At 58.5% G+C, this 18230-nt stretch carries 17 protein-coding genes; 9 read left to right on the top strand and 8 right to left on the bottom strand.

Annotated features, from left to right (window positions below; translation table 11 throughout):
* Window positions 1-50 precede the first annotated feature (50 nt).
* Window positions 51-881, top strand: a complete 831-nt coding sequence (locus B0E33_RS08525) for a protein NO VEIN domain-containing protein (RefSeq protein ID WP_077290949.1) — start codon at window positions 51-53, stop codon at window positions 879-881.
* A gap of 108 nt (window positions 882-989) precedes the next feature.
* Here B0E33_RS08525 and B0E33_RS08520 read toward each other — a convergent pair whose 3' ends face one another.
* Complete coding sequence (locus B0E33_RS08520) at window positions 990-2537, bottom strand: COG3904 family protein (protein WP_077290948.1); 1548 nt, start codon at window positions 2535-2537, stop codon at window positions 990-992.
* A gap of 409 nt (window positions 2538-2946) precedes the next feature.
* Between B0E33_RS08520 and B0E33_RS30860 the strand changes: the two genes are divergently transcribed.
* On the top strand, window positions 2947-3345 hold the full coding sequence (locus B0E33_RS30860; RefSeq protein ID WP_156912363.1) for a hypothetical protein: 399 nt from the start codon (window positions 2947-2949) through the stop codon (window positions 3343-3345).
* Window positions 3346-3393: 48 nt separating this feature from the next.
* Here B0E33_RS30860 and B0E33_RS08510 read toward each other — a convergent pair whose 3' ends face one another.
* Both B0E33_RS08510 and B0E33_RS08505 read right to left on the bottom strand, forming a co-directional pair.
* The gene (locus tag B0E33_RS08510; RefSeq protein WP_077293195.1) at window positions 3394-4005 is read right to left on the bottom strand and encodes a ferric reductase-like transmembrane domain-containing protein; all 612 of its coding nucleotides are present in this window, start codon (window positions 4003-4005) and stop codon (window positions 3394-3396) included.
* A gap of 19 nt (window positions 4006-4024) precedes the next feature.
* Window positions 4025-4513, bottom strand: a complete 489-nt coding sequence (locus B0E33_RS08505) for a peptidase associated/transthyretin-like domain-containing protein (protein WP_055657313.1) — start codon at window positions 4511-4513, stop codon at window positions 4025-4027.
* A 548-nt stretch (window positions 4514-5061) separates the two neighbouring features.
* On the opposite strand from B0E33_RS08505, the gene B0E33_RS08500 reads away from it, so the two are divergent.
* The 3 genes from B0E33_RS08500 to B0E33_RS08490 all read left to right on the top strand — a co-directional run bounded on the left by B0E33_RS08500 (window position 5062) and on the right by B0E33_RS08490 (window position 7336).
* Window positions 5062-5721, top strand: coding sequence for a matrixin family metalloprotease (locus B0E33_RS08500; protein WP_145915840.1), 660 nt, complete (start codon window positions 5062-5064; stop codon window positions 5719-5721).
* A gap of 193 nt (window positions 5722-5914) precedes the next feature.
* On the top strand, window positions 5915-6463 hold the full coding sequence (locus B0E33_RS08495) for a PRC-barrel domain-containing protein (protein ID WP_077290946.1): 549 nt from the start codon (window positions 5915-5917) through the stop codon (window positions 6461-6463).
* A gap of 198 nt (window positions 6464-6661) precedes the next feature.
* Window positions 6662-7336 carry a DUF2161 domain-containing phosphodiesterase gene (locus B0E33_RS08490; RefSeq protein WP_077290945.1) on the top strand — a complete coding sequence of 225 codons (675 nt, stop codon included), beginning with the start codon at window positions 6662-6664 and terminating at the stop codon, window positions 7334-7336.
* A 5-nt stretch (window positions 7337-7341) separates the two neighbouring features.
* On the opposite strand, the gene B0E33_RS08485 is transcribed toward B0E33_RS08490, so the two are convergent.
* Window positions 7342-7737, bottom strand: coding sequence for a VOC family protein (locus B0E33_RS08485; RefSeq protein ID WP_156912362.1), 396 nt, complete (start codon window positions 7735-7737; stop codon window positions 7342-7344).
* Between the two features lie 182 nt (window positions 7738-7919).
* On the opposite strand from B0E33_RS08485, the gene B0E33_RS08480 reads away from it, so the two are divergent.
* Window positions 7920-8627: a helix-turn-helix transcriptional regulator gene (locus B0E33_RS08480; protein WP_077290943.1), complete on the top strand. Its 708-nt coding sequence runs from the start codon at window positions 7920-7922 to the stop codon at window positions 8625-8627.
* A gap of 11 nt (window positions 8628-8638) precedes the next feature.
* Here B0E33_RS08480 and B0E33_RS08475 read toward each other — a convergent pair whose 3' ends face one another.
* From B0E33_RS08475 to B0E33_RS08465, 3 genes are all read right to left on the bottom strand, one after another.
* The gene (locus B0E33_RS08475; protein WP_167579508.1) at window positions 8639-9358 is read right to left on the bottom strand and encodes a spermine/spermidine synthase domain-containing protein; all 720 of its coding nucleotides are present in this window, start codon (window positions 9356-9358) and stop codon (window positions 8639-8641) included.
* Window position 9359: 1 nt separating this feature from the next.
* Window positions 9360-10358, bottom strand: a complete 999-nt coding sequence (locus B0E33_RS08470) for an aldo/keto reductase (protein ID WP_077290942.1) — start codon at window positions 10356-10358, stop codon at window positions 9360-9362.
* Between the two features lie 259 nt (window positions 10359-10617).
* A complete protein-coding gene (locus B0E33_RS08465) occupies window positions 10618-11265 on the bottom strand; it encodes a hypothetical protein (RefSeq protein WP_077290941.1) in 648 nt (215 codons plus the stop codon).
* Between the two features lie 526 nt (window positions 11266-11791).
* Between B0E33_RS08465 and B0E33_RS08460 the strand changes: the two genes are divergently transcribed.
* The 3 genes from B0E33_RS08460 to B0E33_RS08450 all read left to right on the top strand — a co-directional run bounded on the left by B0E33_RS08460 (window position 11792) and on the right by B0E33_RS08450 (window position 14522).
* Entirely contained in the window at window positions 11792-12961 is a 1170-nt protein-coding gene (locus B0E33_RS08460) for an AlbA family DNA-binding domain-containing protein (RefSeq protein ID WP_077290940.1), read from the top strand.
* Between the two features lie 24 nt (window positions 12962-12985).
* On the top strand, window positions 12986-13567 hold the full coding sequence (locus B0E33_RS08455; RefSeq protein WP_077290939.1) for a hypothetical protein: 582 nt from the start codon (window positions 12986-12988) through the stop codon (window positions 13565-13567).
* Between the two features lie 157 nt (window positions 13568-13724).
* On the top strand, window positions 13725-14522 hold the full coding sequence (locus B0E33_RS08450; RefSeq protein WP_077290938.1) for a hypothetical protein: 798 nt from the start codon (window positions 13725-13727) through the stop codon (window positions 14520-14522).
* 259 nt (window positions 14523-14781) lie between these two features.
* Here the strand turns inward: B0E33_RS08450 and B0E33_RS08445 are convergent, their stop codons facing one another.
* Window positions 14782-18171, bottom strand: a complete 3390-nt coding sequence (locus B0E33_RS08445) for an error-prone DNA polymerase (RefSeq protein ID WP_077290937.1) — start codon at window positions 18169-18171, stop codon at window positions 14782-14784.
* Window positions 18172-18230: the final 59 nt, after the last annotated feature.

Below are 18230 nucleotides of genomic sequence, written 5' to 3'. Positions count from 1 at the left end.
TTGAAGTTTCAAGAATGACACAACTGCCCTGGTAGACTAATCTGCCAAATATGAGGTTGGATGACTGGTCAGACACGGAGAATGACGCCGTTGTGGCGTCGTATTTTGCAATGCTTAGCGATGAGCTTGCTGGCCAATCTTATGTCAAAGCTTCCCACAATCGCCTGCTGCAAGAGCAAATTGGCCGTACTCGCGGTTCGATCGAGTTCAAGTATTGCAACGTGTCAGCGGCAGCCAAGGGATTCGGGCTCCCAATCATCAAGGGATACCAACCACGCTTCAATTTTCAGATGACGCTGGCCGAGGCGATTTCACGATGGTTGGCAAAACATCCAGAGTGGGAAACAGCGCTTCATAATCCTCTTCACTCTGAATTCGCTGAAGCAACAACACTGTTTGTCGGAGTGGCGCCCACGCTTAGAAACACTCCGCCTCCAGAAGAAACGGAAAAATTGCGTGCAGTCGCTATGCGCTTTGATATCGCTGGGCGCGACGAACGTAACCGGAAACTGGGTCGTGCCGGTGAAGAGGTTGTTTTTCACCGAGAGCGTGCTCAGCTGAAAGAACTTGGCCTTCACGACTTGGCAAGACGAGTCCGCTGGACATCGCAAGAAGACGGAGACGGCGCAGGATACGACATCCTCAGTTTTTTGCCAGATGGAGGAGAGCGCCTCATTGAGGTAAAAACCACAAATGGCTGGGAACGCACGCCGTTTCATATTTCCCGGAACGAGTTGGAGGTTGCCAATGCCCGTCGCGATGACTGGTACCTTTTCCGCCTCTATGATTTTGCAAGGGCTCCCAAAGCTTTTGAGATCCGGCCGCCTTTAGAGGCGCACGTGGCGCTGACCGCCACGAGTTTTCAGGCCAGTTTCGGGTGAGTGAAGCGGACAGGAATGGCGAGTTGTCAAATGATTTTGGCTTTGCTTGGACTGTAGAAACCAGAACGGATCAATGAACCTGTTAAACCCGTCACGCCAATTAGTTCCTTACTTGAAACACTCCAGATGAACGCCTTCGAAATCGCTTGAGCAGGCCACCAGGCTCATGAGGGATTTCTGGGCGTTGGTGAGGCCTGCTGCCGGTACGGGCGCTTCAACGCGAATGGTGGCGGCCCGGTTGCCGGTGCGAAGGGCGAGCCAGTAGTAGGAGGTGCCGGTTTCGGTGTCTTCGCCGGACCGTACCAGAGTGTCCGGCTTGTCCTGGCTATAGAGAATGCTGGTTCCTTCCGCCTGCTCGGCCAGCTCTTCAAAGAGCTTCGCCGGGCCGGTCTGTTCGACAATCGTCAGCCCTTCGCCAAGGTAGCTGCGCGACCATTGTGTGGCGGCCATGGTTTCCACGGGCCAGGGGCGGCTGTGGCTCGGCAGGTGCGGGTTGGCGACCCGGCCTTTGGCGGCTTCTATTTCTTCCCAAACCGCGCGTGGCATGTCGTTCAGCTTTTCGTCCGGAGCCATCAGCACATGGTTGAGCGGCCCCAGCTTGATGAAAGCGTCCGTTGCCCGTCCTCCCCGATAACCAAGCGACGACCAGCCGCCGTCTTTCGAATTGTGAAACGACAACAGCGGCTCGAAGATTTCGCCGTCGCTGACCAGCCGGTAGAGTGACATGGTATCGATAGTGCCGGACTGCTTGTCACGCGGAACGCCGCAGCCAGCAACGTTGAGCGGCCGGTCGGCAAGGTCGTAGAGCCTGATCCTGTCGCCCTCCGGTGTGCGGCCGTCGTTGGTATTTTCCAGTAGCGACGCATCGAGCAGGCCCAGGGGTTGCTCGTAGTGCAGCGCGGCCAGACGGCTGCACACGTTCAGGATCTGGTTCTCGAACGGGATGTTCAAAAGGGCCGGGTCGAAGCTGGGCAGTTGCGCCCTGATCGCAAAGAGCGCGGCGGGCGTATCGACTTCATAAAATCCTTCCGGGCCCATGCTGATGATCCGGTCCAGCACATGCTGACTGACCGAATAGCGCGTCAGGTTCTTGACGATGTCGGCAATCGCAAGCCGGGTCAGCTCGAGCAACTGACCCAATTGACCGCTGCGGACGGCGGCAACCGCAGTCTCTTCGGTAAAATAGGGCGAGTGGAAACCGATCCTTGCACCTGGTTCGATGGTGCGGTCGATGAAGGTGCCGATGCCGCCGGTCGGCCAGAAGGACGAGCCGCCCAGAAACGCCATGGCACAGGCCGAGACGCAGCTGTCTCCGGCTTCGACCACTGTTGCGATGGTGTTGTTTCTGAAGAAGTCCGCCAGCTTTACCCCGGCTGAATAGGAACCGCCGGGGCTCGACAGCGAGACGACGGCACGCGGCCCGCCAAAATCGTTGTTGCAGGCCTCACCCGAACAGCGCGCCAGTTGCGCGAAGGCCTCCTCCACGCGCTCGCCGTCCTCCGCCCGTATTTCCCCTCCCAGCCGCAGATGCACCACCGGCGCAGCATTGCTGTAGCGGAAGGAGACAAGCGTCAACTCAGCGGATGAGGCGCTCTGGGCGCACAGCAGCAGTGTGGCAAGAAAGAAAAAGGGCCGGGTAGGAAAACGGAAGGGCATGGCAAATCAGGCTTTCGAAAAGGGCGCAGCAGCTGCACTGTTTCTCAGGACGAAATTCCTCAGGCGAGACAACAGGTGGGCTGCTCTTTCATTTGCAGCAGAATTCCGCAAAAACATAGCACGGGAACGGCCGTTCACACACAGCTTGAGACGCGGCGCTCCGGCGCAAAATTTACATTAGAAATTGCGGAAAAAGGCAGACAAGCGATGTGCGGCGCTGCCATTTCGAACTGAGTACTTACGCCACGTGAAATGATGTACCTCGACGTATCCTCTCTTCGCCAGAGGCCCTTCCGGTGTGGTCGTCAACGAACTTTTACGTGTTGATTTGCGAAAGACTTCGGGACTATTTTCTTCAACGAGAAGTTTTTTCGATGGTTGTATTTGATACTTTTTGTTGGGGGGTAAAATGGCCGGTAACCTGAATTCAGTTGACGACCCAAACAGCGTGTCTTTGTTTGATTTGTCGTGCAAAGGCCTCGGAGCTGCTATCTCCGAAGTTCCCTTTGCGGAGTATGCCGTTGATGTCATTTGCGGTCGCGTACTAGCGCGTGAAGACTATTTAAAAATCTATCCGCTCCTGATGGAAAACGTGGATTTAAAAACTCCAAGCACAAGAACGGTTCTGTATCTTTGCGAACAGATTATCCGCACGGCGGAATTCGGTGCGTGCAGGCAGAATTTTCGGCGCCATTACATCGATGGAAAGAACAGCGGCCCTCTGACGAACCCGCAAACAGCGTTGATCAAGAAATTGCCACAGGATCCGAAAAACATAACCTTCGGCTACTGGGCATCCCAGTTCTAGGGTTCATGAGCTGATAAATTGAAGCCTGGCCCGCTGCGCGAGGGAGTTTCAGCTTTCCCCGCGTGAACGCCTCGCCCAGATCTTCAGGTCAAAAATCACCTTCACCGTCGCGGCTACGGCCAGCGCGCAAAGTGCTGCTTTGGAGTATGTCTCCATGGTGCCCTCGATCAACAGCGCATGAACCACGCTGCCGGCGACGATCACCATGGCCAGCAGGGTGTGCAGACGGCGCCAGAGGCGGGGGGAAAGGGCAAGGCTCCGCCGGAAGGCGGCAAGAAAGGCTGCGGCAAAGACCGCCCACATGGCGATGACACCCCAGACAGAAAAGGGTGTCGGTGATCTGAAGAGAAGGGCGTCGATCACGTCCGGCGGGCTGGTGAGCCAGAGCCCACCGACGTGGAGAATGATCGCCCCTACCAGCAAAAGACCGGTCCAGCGGTGGACGCGCCGTCCGCGCAGGCCGGAAACGCCGGGCATATATCCTCCAGCCAGCAAGGGCTGCAACAAGAGCAGCGCCATCGCTGTGATGCCTGCAAAGCCTGCCGCGATATAGACCGGCTGGCGCCATTGCAGCAGCGGGCTTGCCGCCGCCGCGAGCAGGGGCACAGCAAGGATCGTTGCCAGGATGGCCCATATCAGAAGAGCACGAAGGCGGTTCATGCCGTCGGGCAAGTCCGGGTCAAGCAGGCTGCAGCACGAAATGTGCTTCCAGGCTGGTATCGGCCGAGCTTCTCATCACCGGTCGCAGAAAGACGGTTTCGAACTCCCCGCTGTCATAGGCCAGATGCCCGTGGGGCTGGCCGAAGGCCGGAACGATCTGCGGCATTTCCAGGCGGAAGACGCCATTGGCATCGGTGAGCGTCGCGCCATGGCTGCGCTGGTCGCGTTCGTTCCCCTCGGTCGTATGTGCCCAGATTTGGATGCGCTGGCCTGCCAGAGGGGCACCGTCACCTGCGCGCCGCACGGTTCCGCTCATCCAGAAACCGCCACCGCCAATCCTGTCGACAATGGGCGCACCGGGCCGATAGTTGTTGGACCCGCCCCGCATCGACGCTGTCGGCGCCACGCCTTTGGCCTGTGCGGGAACACTCAACCCGGATGCTCCCGACACCAGCAGGGCGGTTCCGGTGACAAGCAGGTTTCGACGGGTAATGAGACCGGATGTCATGAGTAATCTCCTGTCGGGCGTTTGGGCCCGGCTCCTTGTGGGCACCGGGCGCGTCCGATGTTCAAGTATAGGGTGTTTCCGGGCATTTCCGAGGCATCGGGACGTTTCATTCGGCCGATCGTGCTCACACCTGCGTGAGCAAACGGCATCGCATTCGGGTGGTTGGACTGTTGCAATTTTTCAATCGCTTGAAATTTTCTCGGGATTTCGCGTCTGCTTGGGATTTTTCCGGATTTTCTTCACCGGCAATGTGACGTAACGTTCAGTGCAGATGCAAGAAGCCGGGAGTTGCCTTGGTGTTGGCTCTTGGATGCAGGCCTGAGGGCCTTCGCAAGGCGCGGTAAAGCTGCCGCATTGTAAACTGATCCAGGACGCGGCCTTGGCGTTACGGTCAGCAGTCTTACCCGACCCTTGAACGACCAAAGAGTGAGACATTGAAGACCGGCTTCATTTTCCTCATCGCTGCAATTGTGACTTTTTGTTCATTGGTTCCTTCACTGGCAGGCAACGCCGCAGGTTTTGCCCCGCTCAAGCTGGAAGGACATCTCGTGAAATGGGGAAAGGCGGAGCTCGGCACGCCGGCTCACGTCACCTACGCCTTCGTGCAGCAGCCCATCGTGCAGGAGAAAGCACGAAATTGCGGGGCGATGGACAGCCTTGCGCGCCTTGCGCGCTTGAGTTCCCTGGGCCTTGAGGACGTGCGGCGCCAGGCGTCGCTCGCTTTCCAGCTTTGGCAAAATGTCAGCGGGCTCACCTTCGAAGAGATCGCGGACGTGAACGCGGCAGATATTCTGCTGGGCGTGCAGTCCATTCCAAGGGGATTTGCGTTCACCAACGTCAGGTTTCAGTCCGACTTTGCAGATCGTCCGAAGTCGAATGTGACCGACGTTTCGGACCGGGGTCTCGGAAAACCCGGCCGGCAACCGGAAGCACGGTCAGGTGCCACGGCGGCGGCCAAGCTTGCCCGCATCACCCGGTCTGCCGTTTGTCTCAATCCGGTTCACAAATGGAAAATCGGTTTCGACGGCGATTTGAAGACCTACGATTTGCAGTACACCTTTGCCCATGAAATCGGTCATGCGATCGGCCTCGATCACTACCTTCGCAAGAGCTCGATCATGCACTTCAAGTACCGGGAAACCTTCGAGGGTCTGCAGCCGAGCGATATCGAGGGAGTTCGGTGGCTGTACGGTGCCCGTATAGATTGAATCGATCATCAAATTGACACGTTTTGCGGGTATGTCCCGTCACGTATCAATGGGTAACCTGCTGATATTTAAAAGCTAATTTTATCCGGCCTTTGCCCGAAAAGGCCAATTTTGCTTCCTATCTGTTTGTCTACGCATCGGTGAGGGCGAACGGGTTGTCTGCTCTGCCGGCGCGGCAACAAGGGAGTGAATCATGAAACGCAACATCGTTCCGGCCACAATCGCCGCCCTGGCGCTGTCGCTCAGTCCCGCGCTGGCGCAGGAGACCTCTCAACCCCGCGAAGCAGACCCGATGATCCAGGAAACAATGCCCGAGGGCGATGCGCCTGAAATCGCGTTCGAAGGCGTGACCCCGTTCCTTGCCCAGCAGGAATCCGGCCATTGGCTTTCCAGCAACCTGATCGGGCAGGAAGTCACCAATCCGGCTGGCGACACGATTGGCGAGGTGGCCGCGCTTGAAATCGATAGCGAAGGCAAGGTCGTTGGTGTCGTGATCGAGGCAGGAGGGTTTCTGGGCCTCGGCACCAAGCTGATCGGCGTTCCCTATGATGCGGTCGAGCACAGCAAGGTGGAGCCGGGTGACCAGAAGCTTGTGATCAAGGCCTCTCTGGACGAGGTTGATGCAGCTCCTGCGTTTCTGACGTCACTGCAGATACGCCAGGCGGAAGAAGCCGCAAAGGCACGGCAGGAGGCCGAGCAGTTGAATGCCCCTGCAGTGGGCGAACCTCAGACGGCGCAGTAACCATGGCTGCCTGCGTTCTCATCTGGAGCGCGCAAGGACGGATCGGACCGGGTCACGCAATGTGGTCCGGTCTTTTTTGAAAGAGCCAGCTTTCGGCTCCGACCCCTCAAGCGCCACACCTGGTCAATTCGTTGGATTTCGCGCAGCTGCCCTGGCCGGAAGATTGCCCGCCCATGGCTTCGCACGTAGGATGCCGCCATGGGGCGCATTCTGGAAACCGAGCTCTATCCGCCGGTCAAAGCTTTTCTTGTTGAGCAGGGATATGAGGTGAAGGCCGAAGTCGGTTCGGCCGATATCGTCGCGTGCCGTGAGGGTACAGATCCGGTGATTGTCGAACTCAAGACAGGGTTCACCTTGAGCCTGTTTCATCAGGCGGTCGTGCGCCAGTCGGTGACCGACGCAGTCTATGTCGCGGTCGTCCGGGGCAAGGGGCGGCAGTTCCTCCAGTCCCTGAAGAAGAACCTGCAGCTTGCCCGAAGGCTGGGCCTTGGCGTGATCACCGTCAGGCTGCCGGATGGCGTTGTCGAGGTGCACCTGGACCCGGCGCCTTTCACCCCGCGCAAGTCCAGGGCGCGCAAGGATCGGCTCCTGCGGGAGTTCGCCCGCCGGGTCGGTGACCCGAACACCGGCGGTTCGACGCGCACCACGCTCGTGACAGCCTACCGACAGGACGCGATCCGCTGCGCAGAACATCTTTCCACCAACGGCCCCAGCCGCGGCGCGGATGTCGCCAGGGCAACCGGCGTTGCCACCGCAACCCGCATGATGGCCGACGATCACTACGGCTGGTTCGAGCGGGTGGAAAGAGGCATCTACGCCCTGACGCCCAAGGGACTGGCGTCTCTGGGCACACCGGACGAAACCGCCGAATAGCAGTTCTAAAGCCCGTCGATCGGGGTGTTGAGCGCATAATACTCGAGGATGTTGCCATCCGGATCGGTGACCTTGAACAGGCTGATCGGCCCTTCGCTGATCAGGCCGGGGGCCTTCAGCGCATTGGGGGCGACTGTCTCGACATGCTGCAGGGCCGCCTGAATGTCGTCGACCTTCAGATAGGGCACGGTGTTGCCGCCAAGCTTGGCGTCCGGCGCAAAGGTCTGTTTTGAAATGACGGCAAACAGGCCCCCCGCCACATCAAAACCTATGAACACGTCCGTCTCCACTTTTGGCGCTGTGCCGAAGATCGCTCCATAGAACTCACGTGAACGGCTCAGGTCGCTGGACAGCACATAGACGCCAAGTCTTTGAACGGCTGCTGCTTGTGAATTTGTCATGTCTGTCTCCTGCGCGCGAAGCGCTGTTCCGCTGGTCAGAAAAAGGATCGCGAGGATCCAATAAAGGTGTTTTGTCAGGTTTCGGGTCATGGTCTTCCGGACGCTTTCAACTCTGGTGTCCGGGTCCTATAAAGGCCCCCTGCTGACACCGTGTTGGCAGCATCGTGCCGGGGAGACGGGCCATGCGGCGCGCGGACAGACTGTTTGAAATCATCCAGATCCTGCGCAGGGTGCGCCGGCCGGTGTCGGCGCAGGCGATCGCGGACGAGCTGGAGGTTTCCAAGCGCTCGGTCTATCGCGACATCGCCACCTTGACGGCGCAGCGCGTGCCGATCCGGGGGGAGGCCGGTGTCGGCTATGTTCTGGAAGAGGGCTTCGACATGCCGCCCCTGATGCTGACGGCCGAGGAAATCGATGCCGCGGTTCTGGGCGCCTTGTGGGTTTCCACCCGCGCCGAGCCGGAGCTCGCCAGGGCAGCGGAGAACCTGATCGCCAAGATAGAGGCCATCACGCCCGGGCCCTTGCGCCGCCACATTGCGGCAGCCGCGATGAGCGTGCGGCCTGTCAGCCCGGCATCAGAGGACAAGGTCGATGCGGCCATGCTGCGGCGGGCCATTCTGGAAGGCAGGAAGGTGTCGCTGGGGTACCGCGACGGTGATGGCAAGGAGAGTAAGCGCGTGGTCTGGCCCGTGTTGCTGGGCTACCGGGACGAAGGCCGCATCCTTGCGGCCTGGTGCGAGCTGCGCCAGGGCTTCCGCTATTTCCGCACCGACCGCATGACCTTCGCCGAGGCGCTGGATCAACGCTATCCGGAAAGCCGCGGCTCTTTAAAGGACCGCTGGCGGAAGGCCATGGATGCCGAGCGGGAAAGCTATTTCCCGCGCGCCTGAGCGCAAGCAACTCACCCCTTGCGCCCCAGATAGACCGCCTGGGTCACCTCGCGCCCGTCCTGCAGGGGGTTTGCGAACACCACCGGTTCGGCCCAGGCCGCGTCAAACGCCTGGCCAAGCAAGGTCGTGATGGCCTCGTCCGGGGCCTCGTCCGACCACAACCCGACGATCCCGCCCGGCTTCACGAAACGCTGGACGGCGCGCAGGCCCTCGGGCGTGTAAAAGCCTTTGGATCCGCCGTGCAGCAGACGTTCCGGAGTGTGGTCGATGTCGATCAGCAGCGCGTCATACTGGCGGCCGGGCCTGTCGGCATCGAAGCCGTCTTCCGAGGCTGCCATGGCGAAGAAATCGCCCTGCACCAGCCGGCAGCGTGGGTTGTCGGCAAGCTCGGTTTTCATCGGCACGAGACCTTCCTCATGCCAGCGAATGACGGGTGCCAAGAGGTCAACCACGGTAAGGTCGGCAACGCTCTCATGGGCCAGGACGGCCTGCGCTGTATAACCAAGCCCAAGTCCGCCCACCAGCACGTCCAGCTTGTCGCCGCTAAGGGCCGCAAGCCCCTTGTCCGCCAGCGCGATTTCCGACGCGGTAAAAAGGCTCGACATCAGGTGTTCCTCGCCAAGGAGGATTTCGAAGACGTCGGTCTTCAGCGCCAGGATATGCCGGCGGCGCAGGGAAATCGCGCCGATCGGTGTCGGCGCGTAGTCCAGTTCTTCAAACAGCTTGCTCATCTCAGCAATAGCGCTCCGGCCCGATGCTTTGCACGTCCGAGTAACGGTCGCCGTGGGCCCAGCCAACGGGCAGCACGGCCTCGATACGCTCCAGATCCGCTGCCGTCAGGTTCAGCGCCGCGCCCGAGATGCATTCCCGCAGGTGCTCCACGGAGCGCGTTCCCGGGATCGGGATCACATGCGGCCCGCGGGTCAGCAGCCAGGCATTCGCAAGCCCCGCCGCCGTCGTGCCCATGTCCGCCGCAAGCTTGCGGAAGCCTTCCATGATGCGCAGGTTCTCCGTCAGGTTCGGCTCCATGAACCGCGGGTTGGTGCTGAGGAACGGCAGCTCGGCGATCCGCTCGCGCGGGATCGGATGGTCCGTCAGCAGCGAGCGGCCGACGGGCGAGAACGCCACCATGGCAACACCAAGCTCGGCGCAGGCCTGCACCAGCCCGAGATCGGGCGCGCGCGTGGAAAGCGAATATTCCGATTGAACGGCCGCGACAGGAAACACCTTCATGGCGCGCCGCAGGGTAGATGGCGCGATTTCCGACAGGCCGATGGCGCGGGTCTTGCCCTTTTCAACCAGCCGGCCGAGATTGGCCGCCGTTTCTTCCGGCGTGAAGCGCGGGTCGCGGCGATGGGCGTAGAACAGGTCCACACACTCCACGCCGAGCCGCTGCAGAGACTTGTCCAGCTCGGCTTCAAGGTGCTCCGCCGAATTGTCGAAGCTGCGGTTGCCGTCCGCATCGGTGGTGATCGTGGCCTTTGTCGCGATCACGAATTCGTCCCGCGCACCCGGATTGGCTTTCAGATAGGTGCCGAGGGCGCTTTCCGATTTGCCCATGCCGTAGACATTGGCCGTGTCCAGATGCGTGACTCCCAGATCGCGGCAGGCATTCAAAATGGCGTGGCTTTCCGTTTCGTTCGTCGGCCCGTACATGTCGGAGAAGGACATCGCCCCATAGCCGATGGCACCCACTTCCGGCCCGTTGGCGCCCAATCTGCGTTGTTCCATGTGTTCCCTCTAAGCGCTGGAAAAGCTGAAGAGTTCTTTTCTTAAGCCATTGTCCCGGGCGCTGAAAGGGCGGAAGTGGCAGCTCAGCCGGTGTTGATTTGCTGGGTAAGCGTGGACTGGTCTTTCAGGGCGGTCTTGTGCACTCGGTGCGGAGCCGACATGGGCCGTGGTCTCAATCAATGGCTGCTTCATCTACCATTCCGGCCATAAAGACAGTCGTTACCAAGCTCAGGAATCAGACATCGTTCTCACCCAGACGCTACTGCGTATCCAGCGTTGCAAGAGATGGGTCTAGGCGGACAAATTCCAAATCTCGCGCCCCTTCTGCGTCGAAGGTCGCCACTAATTCTGCTACTGCCGGATGTAATGGTACGGGGCGGTCACCTTCGCCGACATTGTACAGAAAGAATACGTTCTCAAGCGCCTTTGGCGGAACTTTTAGAAAGTTAGCCTGAACAAGTCGTAGAACTTGCCACGTTGGCATGAAAGACCAGTGGGTTGTGTAAACTAACAGATGCTTGGGACGCCCAGCTGGAGGGTAGTGGTCGTCTTTTCTCCGAACGAGGTCTTCGATTGTGTCGGCCACCATGCCAAATGTACGGCTGCGATTAGGCTGATCAAATGGCGCCCCTCTGGCGGCGGGCAAGATCAACTCAGTTAAATCTAAATCGACGCAGTCACCGCCTTCAAAAGTGAGGGTAAAGTCCAGATCATTCTCTTCGTTTTGGACCCATGTGAAACTAGAGCCCATCGCCTTCATAGCGGCCGCGAAACGTTCCATGATGTTGCGTTCGATCTCTGCCTTGTCATCGCCGAGACTGACACGCTCGAATGACAACTCCGCTGAGCCATCCTTCTTGATCTCTAGCCGGTTGGATCCTTCATTACCTGTAGGTTTCTTCGCCATAGCAGTTCTCCTAGGCCCATTAACCAAATGTAGTATAGACCGCATCAATGCGTGAAGTGACTGGTTGCGGCTTTGACTCTTCGAAAATTTTGTTTGATAGGATGGACCGAGGGCGGTTGGCGGTGTGCAAATGAAGGCTGCGCAGCGGCAGCTTAAAAATTTCGCTTCTTCAAAGTCAGAATATCAGGAATTTGCCCCAAGCAAAAACAGGTCCTGCTGTGTGCTGCCAGTCTACGCTTTCACTTCGATAGTTCGCAGGATTCAGCCTGATCTGTAAAGCTGCCATTGATTGCGCAGGCTGTGAAGTTTCATATAGACGGAAAGTGATTTTTCTCTGCACCGAAGACCAATATCGAGCAATAAGGATAACGTTTACCTCAGGCCGCTTGGATATTCCTGCTTCCAATACAGAGAGCACTTCCAACCTATTTGACTGTAGAGGAGTGGGGTCGCTACCATAAATAGAAATCAATTCAATTTCGGAATGCTAACGGCACCGTGAGGCACACTGAGGAACACCGAATACATGTTGCTTGGAACGAATTTTGACAACATTGATCTTACAACCATGCAAGGTTTGTTGGATGCGGGTGCAACGGAATCAGTCCACCTTGAGTTTAAGCGCGAAACCTACGGCAATTCCGATAATGATAAGAAAGAGTTTCTAAAAGACATTTCATCCTTGGCCAACAGCCTTGGTGGACATTTAATTATCGGTATTAACGAAGAAAACGGAGTGGCAAGGGAGTTGATGCCTCTCTCCGGAATTGATGTAGACAGCGAACTACTACGCCTAGAGAATATTGCCCGCACGGGGTTAGAGCCGTCGATCATAGGCTTGCGCATGAAACGTGTACAAGTTGACGATGGAGACTGCATTGTCATTCACGTTCCTCACAGTTACAATCCCCCTCACAGAGTAATTTTTAAGAACAGAAATCGTTACTATTCTAGGAATTCTTCAGGCGCGTATGAGCTTTCTTTGGAGGAGTTGCGTGCCCTTTTTGGTCAGCAGCGCTCTATTGAGGAACGAGCCAGAAGTTTTGTTAATGAAAGGTTTTTGCGGATTCAAGCAAACGATGGTGCCTTAACTCTGCCATCGGACAGAGCTGTCCTGGTTGTGCATTTAATTCCTTTGCCAGATTTTGGTGCGGATCGTCGGCTTGATGTCACGACGCTTGGTCGGCAAAGAGCAGCGTTTCGCCCCCTAGGATCGTCTGGGGACTCGTTTCGAATTAATTTGGACGGCTTTGTTGTATTCCGGCCAGGCGAAGTTTGTCATGGATATACCCAGATTTTCCGTAACGGAAGTGTCGAGGCAACAAGCGCAAGCGTTATTTCGAACAGAAACGAGGGACAGTACTTCGCTGGTGGTGTGCAACCTCGGAGAATTTTCGAAGCTGTTTCATCATATATGGGCGGACTTCAGGCTCTGGAAACGTCAACGCCTGTTTTGCTGCAACTGTCATTCTTTAGGATGAACGGCGTGCAGCTGGCTGTTCCTCAAGAGTATTTCGATACACCTCCACCTTACGAACGTGAGGAGTTACACCTACCGTCTACTATCATTGCTAACCATCGAGATGATGGCAACTATCAGAACGTTGTCGCCGAACAGATGAATTATCTTTGGAACGCCTTTGATTTTGAGAGATGCCCTTATTTCGATGAGGAAGGAAATTGGACTGGCCGTTAGTCACCACAAACAGAGTGTGTACGCATGAATTGGTTAGATTTCATAGCCTCGGTTGTTAGTTCATTGGCTTGGCCTGTTGTTGTCGTAGTTACTCTTTTGGTTCTCAAAGAGCCAATAGAAAGAGCGATCCCCCGTCTTCACAAGCTCAAATATAAAGAATTGGAGGCAGAGTTTGATCGCGAGCTGGTTAGAATTGAAAAAGAAGCCAAGGAAGCAGGATTTGAGAACATTCAAGACGATGAAGTAATTGAGGACTTTCAAGAGAACTTAAAACAAATTTCAAGAATCTCTCCAAATGCGGCAATAGTAGAAGCATTTCGAGAAATTGAGAGGTCAGCGAAAAAGCTTCTTGAAGTGAAAGGGGTCACACCAGACTATAAGGTGGCAGCGCCGTACAGGTTAATCGAGCGTGTACTCGAGAAGACTAAAGCCCTGGGAACGAGAGAGCTGAAAATATTCCGTGATCTACGTCAACTTAGAAACAAAATTACCCACTCTGAATTTACCGCTACAGAAGCTCAGGCAATTGAATACATCGAACTGGCCGCACAATTGATCGCCAAAATGGAAGCAGAAATCTCAGTTTTTGCAGCTCCGATTAAGTAGGTTGAGACGCGAGATCTCCATTCGTTGCTACGCTATGAACACTCGCTCAGGGCCGATATTTATGATCGGCCCGCGAAAGGCGAACAGGTCAGCAGCTTTGCCTATCCATGTGCAAGAGCCGCCAGTCCCCTCCTGGCTAAATTGAAAGGTGTCGCTGATGCCTGCCCAAGGCGGTAAAATTCCTAAGAACATGGCACGGCTTAATGAAGGCGAGGAGTACATCCGCAAACAGTCAATTGCCGTGATTGAGGCCGATGTAGAACTTCTGAACCATGTCGAATTAATTGAAGCGGTGATGGATCATATAGATTTCTTTGCAAAGCGCGATGCAGTCGATCTCGATCAGGAAACCATACAGCTGCTCGGCGCTCGGATATTCAATGACCTCGGATCGGCGTTTGGCCAGCTCACCCGAGGTTACTATCAGCTTGCAGCAGCGACTTTGCGCGACATTATGGAGATTGTATATTTGTGGGGCTGGTTCGATCGCGATCCAAGCAAGATAACTGAGTGGCGGGAATCTGACGATAAAAAGCGCCGACAGATTTTTGCGCCGGTAAAGGTTCGTGAGTTCCTCGATAACTTTGATAATTTCAAGGAACGCAAGCGCGGCGCGGCATACAAGTTATTCTGCGAGTATGCTGCACATGCGACTTTGCATGGCTTCGCGCTGATGCGACCGACCGGTGGCGGCCAAGTCGTCATGGGACCTTTTTTTGATGCACCACTGATGAAGGCCGTACTCCAAGAGATGGCTCAGCTCGCTGCACAGGCTGGCAACTATTTCTCGGGTTTACTGGACAAGAACGCCGAGGATGTGCCAGCACTTGAAGTCTGGCTGCGTCGTTATGTGGTTACGGGTGAATGGGCCGAGAAATACCTTGGCCGGTCGCACGACAGGCAGTTCGTCGCAGAGATGGAGACGAGGCTGCTTCAGCTGAAAACGAAAGGCTAGGCTGTCCTGCCACGGTGCCTGCGATCAAGTAGCCGCGATCAATATCGCGCTCGGTGTGGCGGGTGAAAGAGTGGTGGTGACACGGTCAGTTTTTAAACTAATTTTGTTGGCCGTGAGCTGATTGAGTTACGATAGGATTCTGAACGGCAAGCCAATGCTTTTAATGATTGAAAGCAGTCAGTCTGTTTTCTGCGCTTTTCGGTCTGTCCGCTTCTCGCGCAGCAAACGTCCGCTCCCCGCCCATCCAAGACACCACTCCTCAATGAAAATCCCGGCTCGGGAACAGCCGCTTGGCCTGTTCGCGCGGGTGCATGGCGCGGGTGCGTTGTGCGTCTGATTTCAGGTGCACCGGCACGTCGTCGGTCTTGGTGGTCGTCTGGCCCAGAACGTCGTCGTTCGGGTGGCCGAGAAGCGACAGGTCGCGGGAGCGGTCTTCGATGTGGTCGGCGATCAGGTGAACGACCATGCCTTCGCGCTCCAGCCGCCCGGTGACCTTGAGGAGCCGTCCGCCGAGAACGGCGGGCCGGAATTTTTCGTACATCTTCGGCCAGACGACCACGTTGGAAACGCCGGTCTCGTCCTCCAGCGTCAGGAAGATCACGCCCGAGGCCGTGCCCGGGCGCTGGCGGGTGATCACCAGCCCGCAGACGGAAACGCGGCGCGCCTCGCGCGGGGTCAGCGCCGCCAGCCGGTCATGCGGGGTCAGATGCGCGATATGCGGGCGCAGCAGCTCCATCGGGTGGGCGCGCAAGGTCAGCCGGGTGGACAGGTAATCCTCCACCACTTCCTGCCCCAGATGCATGGTGGGCAGGAGGACATCCGGCTCGAAGATCGCCTCGCCGTCGATGGGGTCGTTGAAGAGCGGCAGCGGCTTGGGGCTGCGGATGGTCTTCACCTGCCAGAGCGCGGCCCGGCGGCTGAGCCCCATGCCGGCAAAGGCATCGGCTTCGGCCAGCCGCTCCAGCGTGGCCGGCATGACGCCGGTGCGCAGCCACAGGGTTTCCGTATCCGGATAGCCGTTGCCGCGGGCCGCGACGATCCAGGCCGCGTCCTCCTCGCGCAGGCCCTTGATCTGGCGAAACCCCAGGCGCAGCGCCAGCGCGCCGTCGCTGCGCCGCTCCAGGGTGTTGTCCCACAGGCTGGTGTTGACGCACACCGGGCGCACCTCCACCTGGTGCTCGCGGGCATCGCGCACGATCTGCGCCGGGGCATAGAAGCCCATCGGCTGGGCGTTCAGCAGCGCGCAGGCGAACTCTGCCGGGAAGTGGCATTTCAGATAGGCCGAGACATAGGCCAGCATGGCAAAGGCGGCGGCATGGCTTTCCGGAAAGCCGTATTCGCCGAACCCTTCGATCTGGCCGAAGCAGTTCTGGGCGAATTCCAGCTCGTAGCCGCGCTCCAGCATGCCGGAGATGAACTTGTCCTTCAGCTGCCCGATGGTGCCCATGCGCCGAAAGGTGGCCATGGAGCGGCGCAGCTTGTCGGCTTCCGACGGTGTGAACCCGGCGGCAACCACGGCAATCTGCATCGCCTGTTCCTGGAACAGCGGCACGCCAAGCGTCTTGCCCAGCACCTCCTCCAGCGCCTTTGAGGGGAAGGTGACCTTCTCCCGGCCCTGGCGGCGGTTGATGTAAGGGTGCACCATGCCGCCCTGGATCGGGCCGGGGCGCACGATCGCCACCTCGATGACGAGGTCGTAGAACTGGCGCGGGCGCATGCGCGGCAGGAAGTTCATCTGCGCCCGGCTTTCCACCTGAAAGACGCCGATGGCATCGGCTACGCACAGCATGTCATAGGTCTTCCTGTCGGCCTGGGGCACGGTGCCGAGTGTCAGTTCCTGGCCATGGTGGGTGTCGATCAGCTCGAAGCACTTGCGGATGCAGGTCAGCATGCCGAGGCTGAGCAGATCCACCTTCAGGATGCCGAGCGCGTCGATATCGTCCTTGTCCCATTCGATCACCGTGCGGTTTTCCATGGCCGCGTTCTCGATCGGGCAGAGCGCGTCGAGCCGCCCCTGCGTGATCACGAACCCGCCGACATGCTGGCTGAGATGGCGCGGAAAGCCGATGATTTCGCGGATCAGCTCGATGGTCTGGCGAACGCGCGAATTGTCGAGATCGAGCCCGATCTCCCGCATCCGCGTTTCTTCCGGCCCCTTGCTGGAACTGCCCCAGATCTGCCCGGCCAGCGCGGCGGTGACATCCGCATTCAGGCCCATCACCTTGCCGACCTCGCGGATCGCCGCGCGGGTGCGGAAGTGGATCACCGTGGCGCAGAGCCCGGCGCGGTGGCGGCCGTATTTTTCATAGACATACTGGATCACCTCCTCGCGGCGTTCATGCTCGAAATCGACATCGATGTCCGGCGGCTCGCCCCGGTGCTCGGAGATGAAGCGCTCCGACACCATGGTGATGGTTTCCGGCCCCACATCGGTGATGCCGAGCGCATAGCAGATGATGGAATTGGCCGCCGAGCCGCGCCCCTGGCACAGGATGTTCTTGCTGCGGGCAAAGCGGATGATGTCATGCACGGTCAGGAAATAGGCGGCAAAGGCAAGTTTGCGGATCAGCTTCAGTTCCTTTTCCGCCAGCGCCAGCGCATGGTCCGGCACGCCCGCGGGATACCGTCTTTCCAGCCCCTCGTAGGTCAGCCGTTCCAACCGCTCCTGGGGCGGTTCGTTGCCCGTGATCTCGTCCGGATATTGGTAGGAAAGTTCGGAAAGATCGAAGCTGCAGCGGGTGGCGATCTCAAGCGTCCGGCGCAGGGCTGCCGGATGGTGGCGGAACAGCCTGGCCATATCCTCCGGCGCCTTCAGCCGGCGTTCGCCATTGGGCAGGGCCCGTGTGCCGATATCGTCGATGGTACAGCCTTCGCGCAGGCACGTCAGCACATCGGCCAGCCGGCGCCGGCCGGCATGGTGCATCATCACGTCGCCGACGGCGACCATCGGCGCGGCAAGCGAATGCGCCGCGCGGGCGCAGGTGCGGAACCAGGCCTGGTCGGTGCCGTCATAGCGGGGCGCCGCGCCCAGAAACACATGTCCCGGCGCTTCCTGGCGCAGGCGGCGAATGTGATCCTTAGCCGTCTCACAAATCGTCTCGCGCGCCATCTCCGGCTGCGGCAGGGCAATCAGGATCATGCCCTTGCAGGCGTTCATCAGGTCGGTGAAATTCAGGTGACACTCGCCCTTTTCCGCACGCCGCTTGCCGAGGGTAAGCAACTGGCTCAGCCGCTCATAGGCGGCGCGGTCGGTCGGCAGCGCCACCCAGTGCAGCGGGCTGTCCTGCAGGCAAAGCCGCGCGCCGACGATCAGCCGCGGCAGCTTCAGCGTCTGCGGGGCAGGCAGGGGCGGGCTCGTGTTCGTCTCCTTGCGGGAGGAGGTGTCGATCTGCGAATGCGAGCGGATCTGAACGCCTTCCTCGGCCGCCGCCCGCTTGATCTCTTTCAGCGCCGAATAGGCCCGGACAACCCCGGCCAGCGAATTGCGGTCGGTAATGGCAACCGCATCGAGATTGAGCATGGCGGCACGGGTCACCAGCTCCTCCGGATGGGAGGCCCCCCGCAGGAACGAAAAATTCGACGTCACGGCCAGCTCCGCATAACGGACCGGCTCGGGCTGGAACTCGTCAGGCGACGGAAGCACGCTCACCGAAGGGCCTCCCTGTTCTTTCCAAAGCTGTCCTTGCAGGACAGATGCGCGGGATCCCC

It is taken from the genome of Roseibium algicola (assembly GCF_001999245.1).
Taxonomy (GTDB): Bacteria; Pseudomonadota; Alphaproteobacteria; order Rhizobiales; family Stappiaceae; genus Roseibium; species Roseibium algicola.
This window is presented reverse-complemented; position numbering and strand designations above follow the sequence as displayed.

Excerpts from the sequence above, each read along its gene's own strand:
- B0E33_RS30860 (WP_156912363.1), top strand. The coding sequence starts at position 2,947 with ATGGCCGGTAACCTGAATTCAGTTGACGACCCAAACAGCGTGTCTTTG.
- B0E33_RS08520 (WP_077290948.1), bottom strand. The coding sequence starts at position 2,537 with ATGCCCTTCCGTTTTCCTACCCGGCCCTTTTTCTTTCTTGCCACACTG.
- B0E33_RS08480 (WP_077290943.1), top strand. The coding sequence starts at position 7,920 with ATGCGGCGCGCGGACAGACTGTTTGAAATCATCCAGATCCTGCGCAGG.
- B0E33_RS08505 (WP_055657313.1), bottom strand. The coding sequence starts at position 4,513 with ATGACATCCGGTCTCATTACCCGTCGAAACCTGCTTGTCACCGGAACC.
- B0E33_RS08525 (WP_077290949.1), top strand. The coding sequence starts at position 51 with ATGAGGTTGGATGACTGGTCAGACACGGAGAATGACGCCGTTGTGGCG.
- B0E33_RS08495 (WP_077290946.1), top strand. The coding sequence starts at position 5,915 with ATGAAACGCAACATCGTTCCGGCCACAATCGCCGCCCTGGCGCTGTCG.
- B0E33_RS08510 (WP_077293195.1), bottom strand. The coding sequence starts at position 4,005 with ATGAACCGCCTTCGTGCTCTTCTGATATGGGCCATCCTGGCAACGATC.
- B0E33_RS08450 (WP_077290938.1), top strand. The coding sequence starts at position 13,725 with ATGCCTGCCCAAGGCGGTAAAATTCCTAAGAACATGGCACGGCTTAAT.
- B0E33_RS08475 (WP_167579508.1), bottom strand. The coding sequence starts at position 9,358 with ATGAGCAAGCTGTTTGAAGAACTGGACTACGCGCCGACACCGATCGGC.
- B0E33_RS08465 (WP_077290941.1), bottom strand. The coding sequence starts at position 11,265 with ATGGCGAAGAAACCTACAGGTAATGAAGGATCCAACCGGCTAGAGATC.
- B0E33_RS08455 (WP_077290939.1), top strand. The coding sequence starts at position 12,986 with ATGAATTGGTTAGATTTCATAGCCTCGGTTGTTAGTTCATTGGCTTGG.
- B0E33_RS08460 (WP_077290940.1), top strand. The coding sequence starts at position 11,792 with ATGTTGCTTGGAACGAATTTTGACAACATTGATCTTACAACCATGCAA.
- B0E33_RS08485 (WP_156912362.1), bottom strand. The coding sequence starts at position 7,737 with ATGACAAATTCACAAGCAGCAGCCGTTCAAAGACTTGGCGTCTATGTG.
- B0E33_RS08490 (WP_077290945.1), top strand. The coding sequence starts at position 6,662 with ATGGGGCGCATTCTGGAAACCGAGCTCTATCCGCCGGTCAAAGCTTTT.
- B0E33_RS08470 (WP_077290942.1), bottom strand. The coding sequence starts at position 10,358 with ATGGAACAACGCAGATTGGGCGCCAACGGGCCGGAAGTGGGTGCCATC.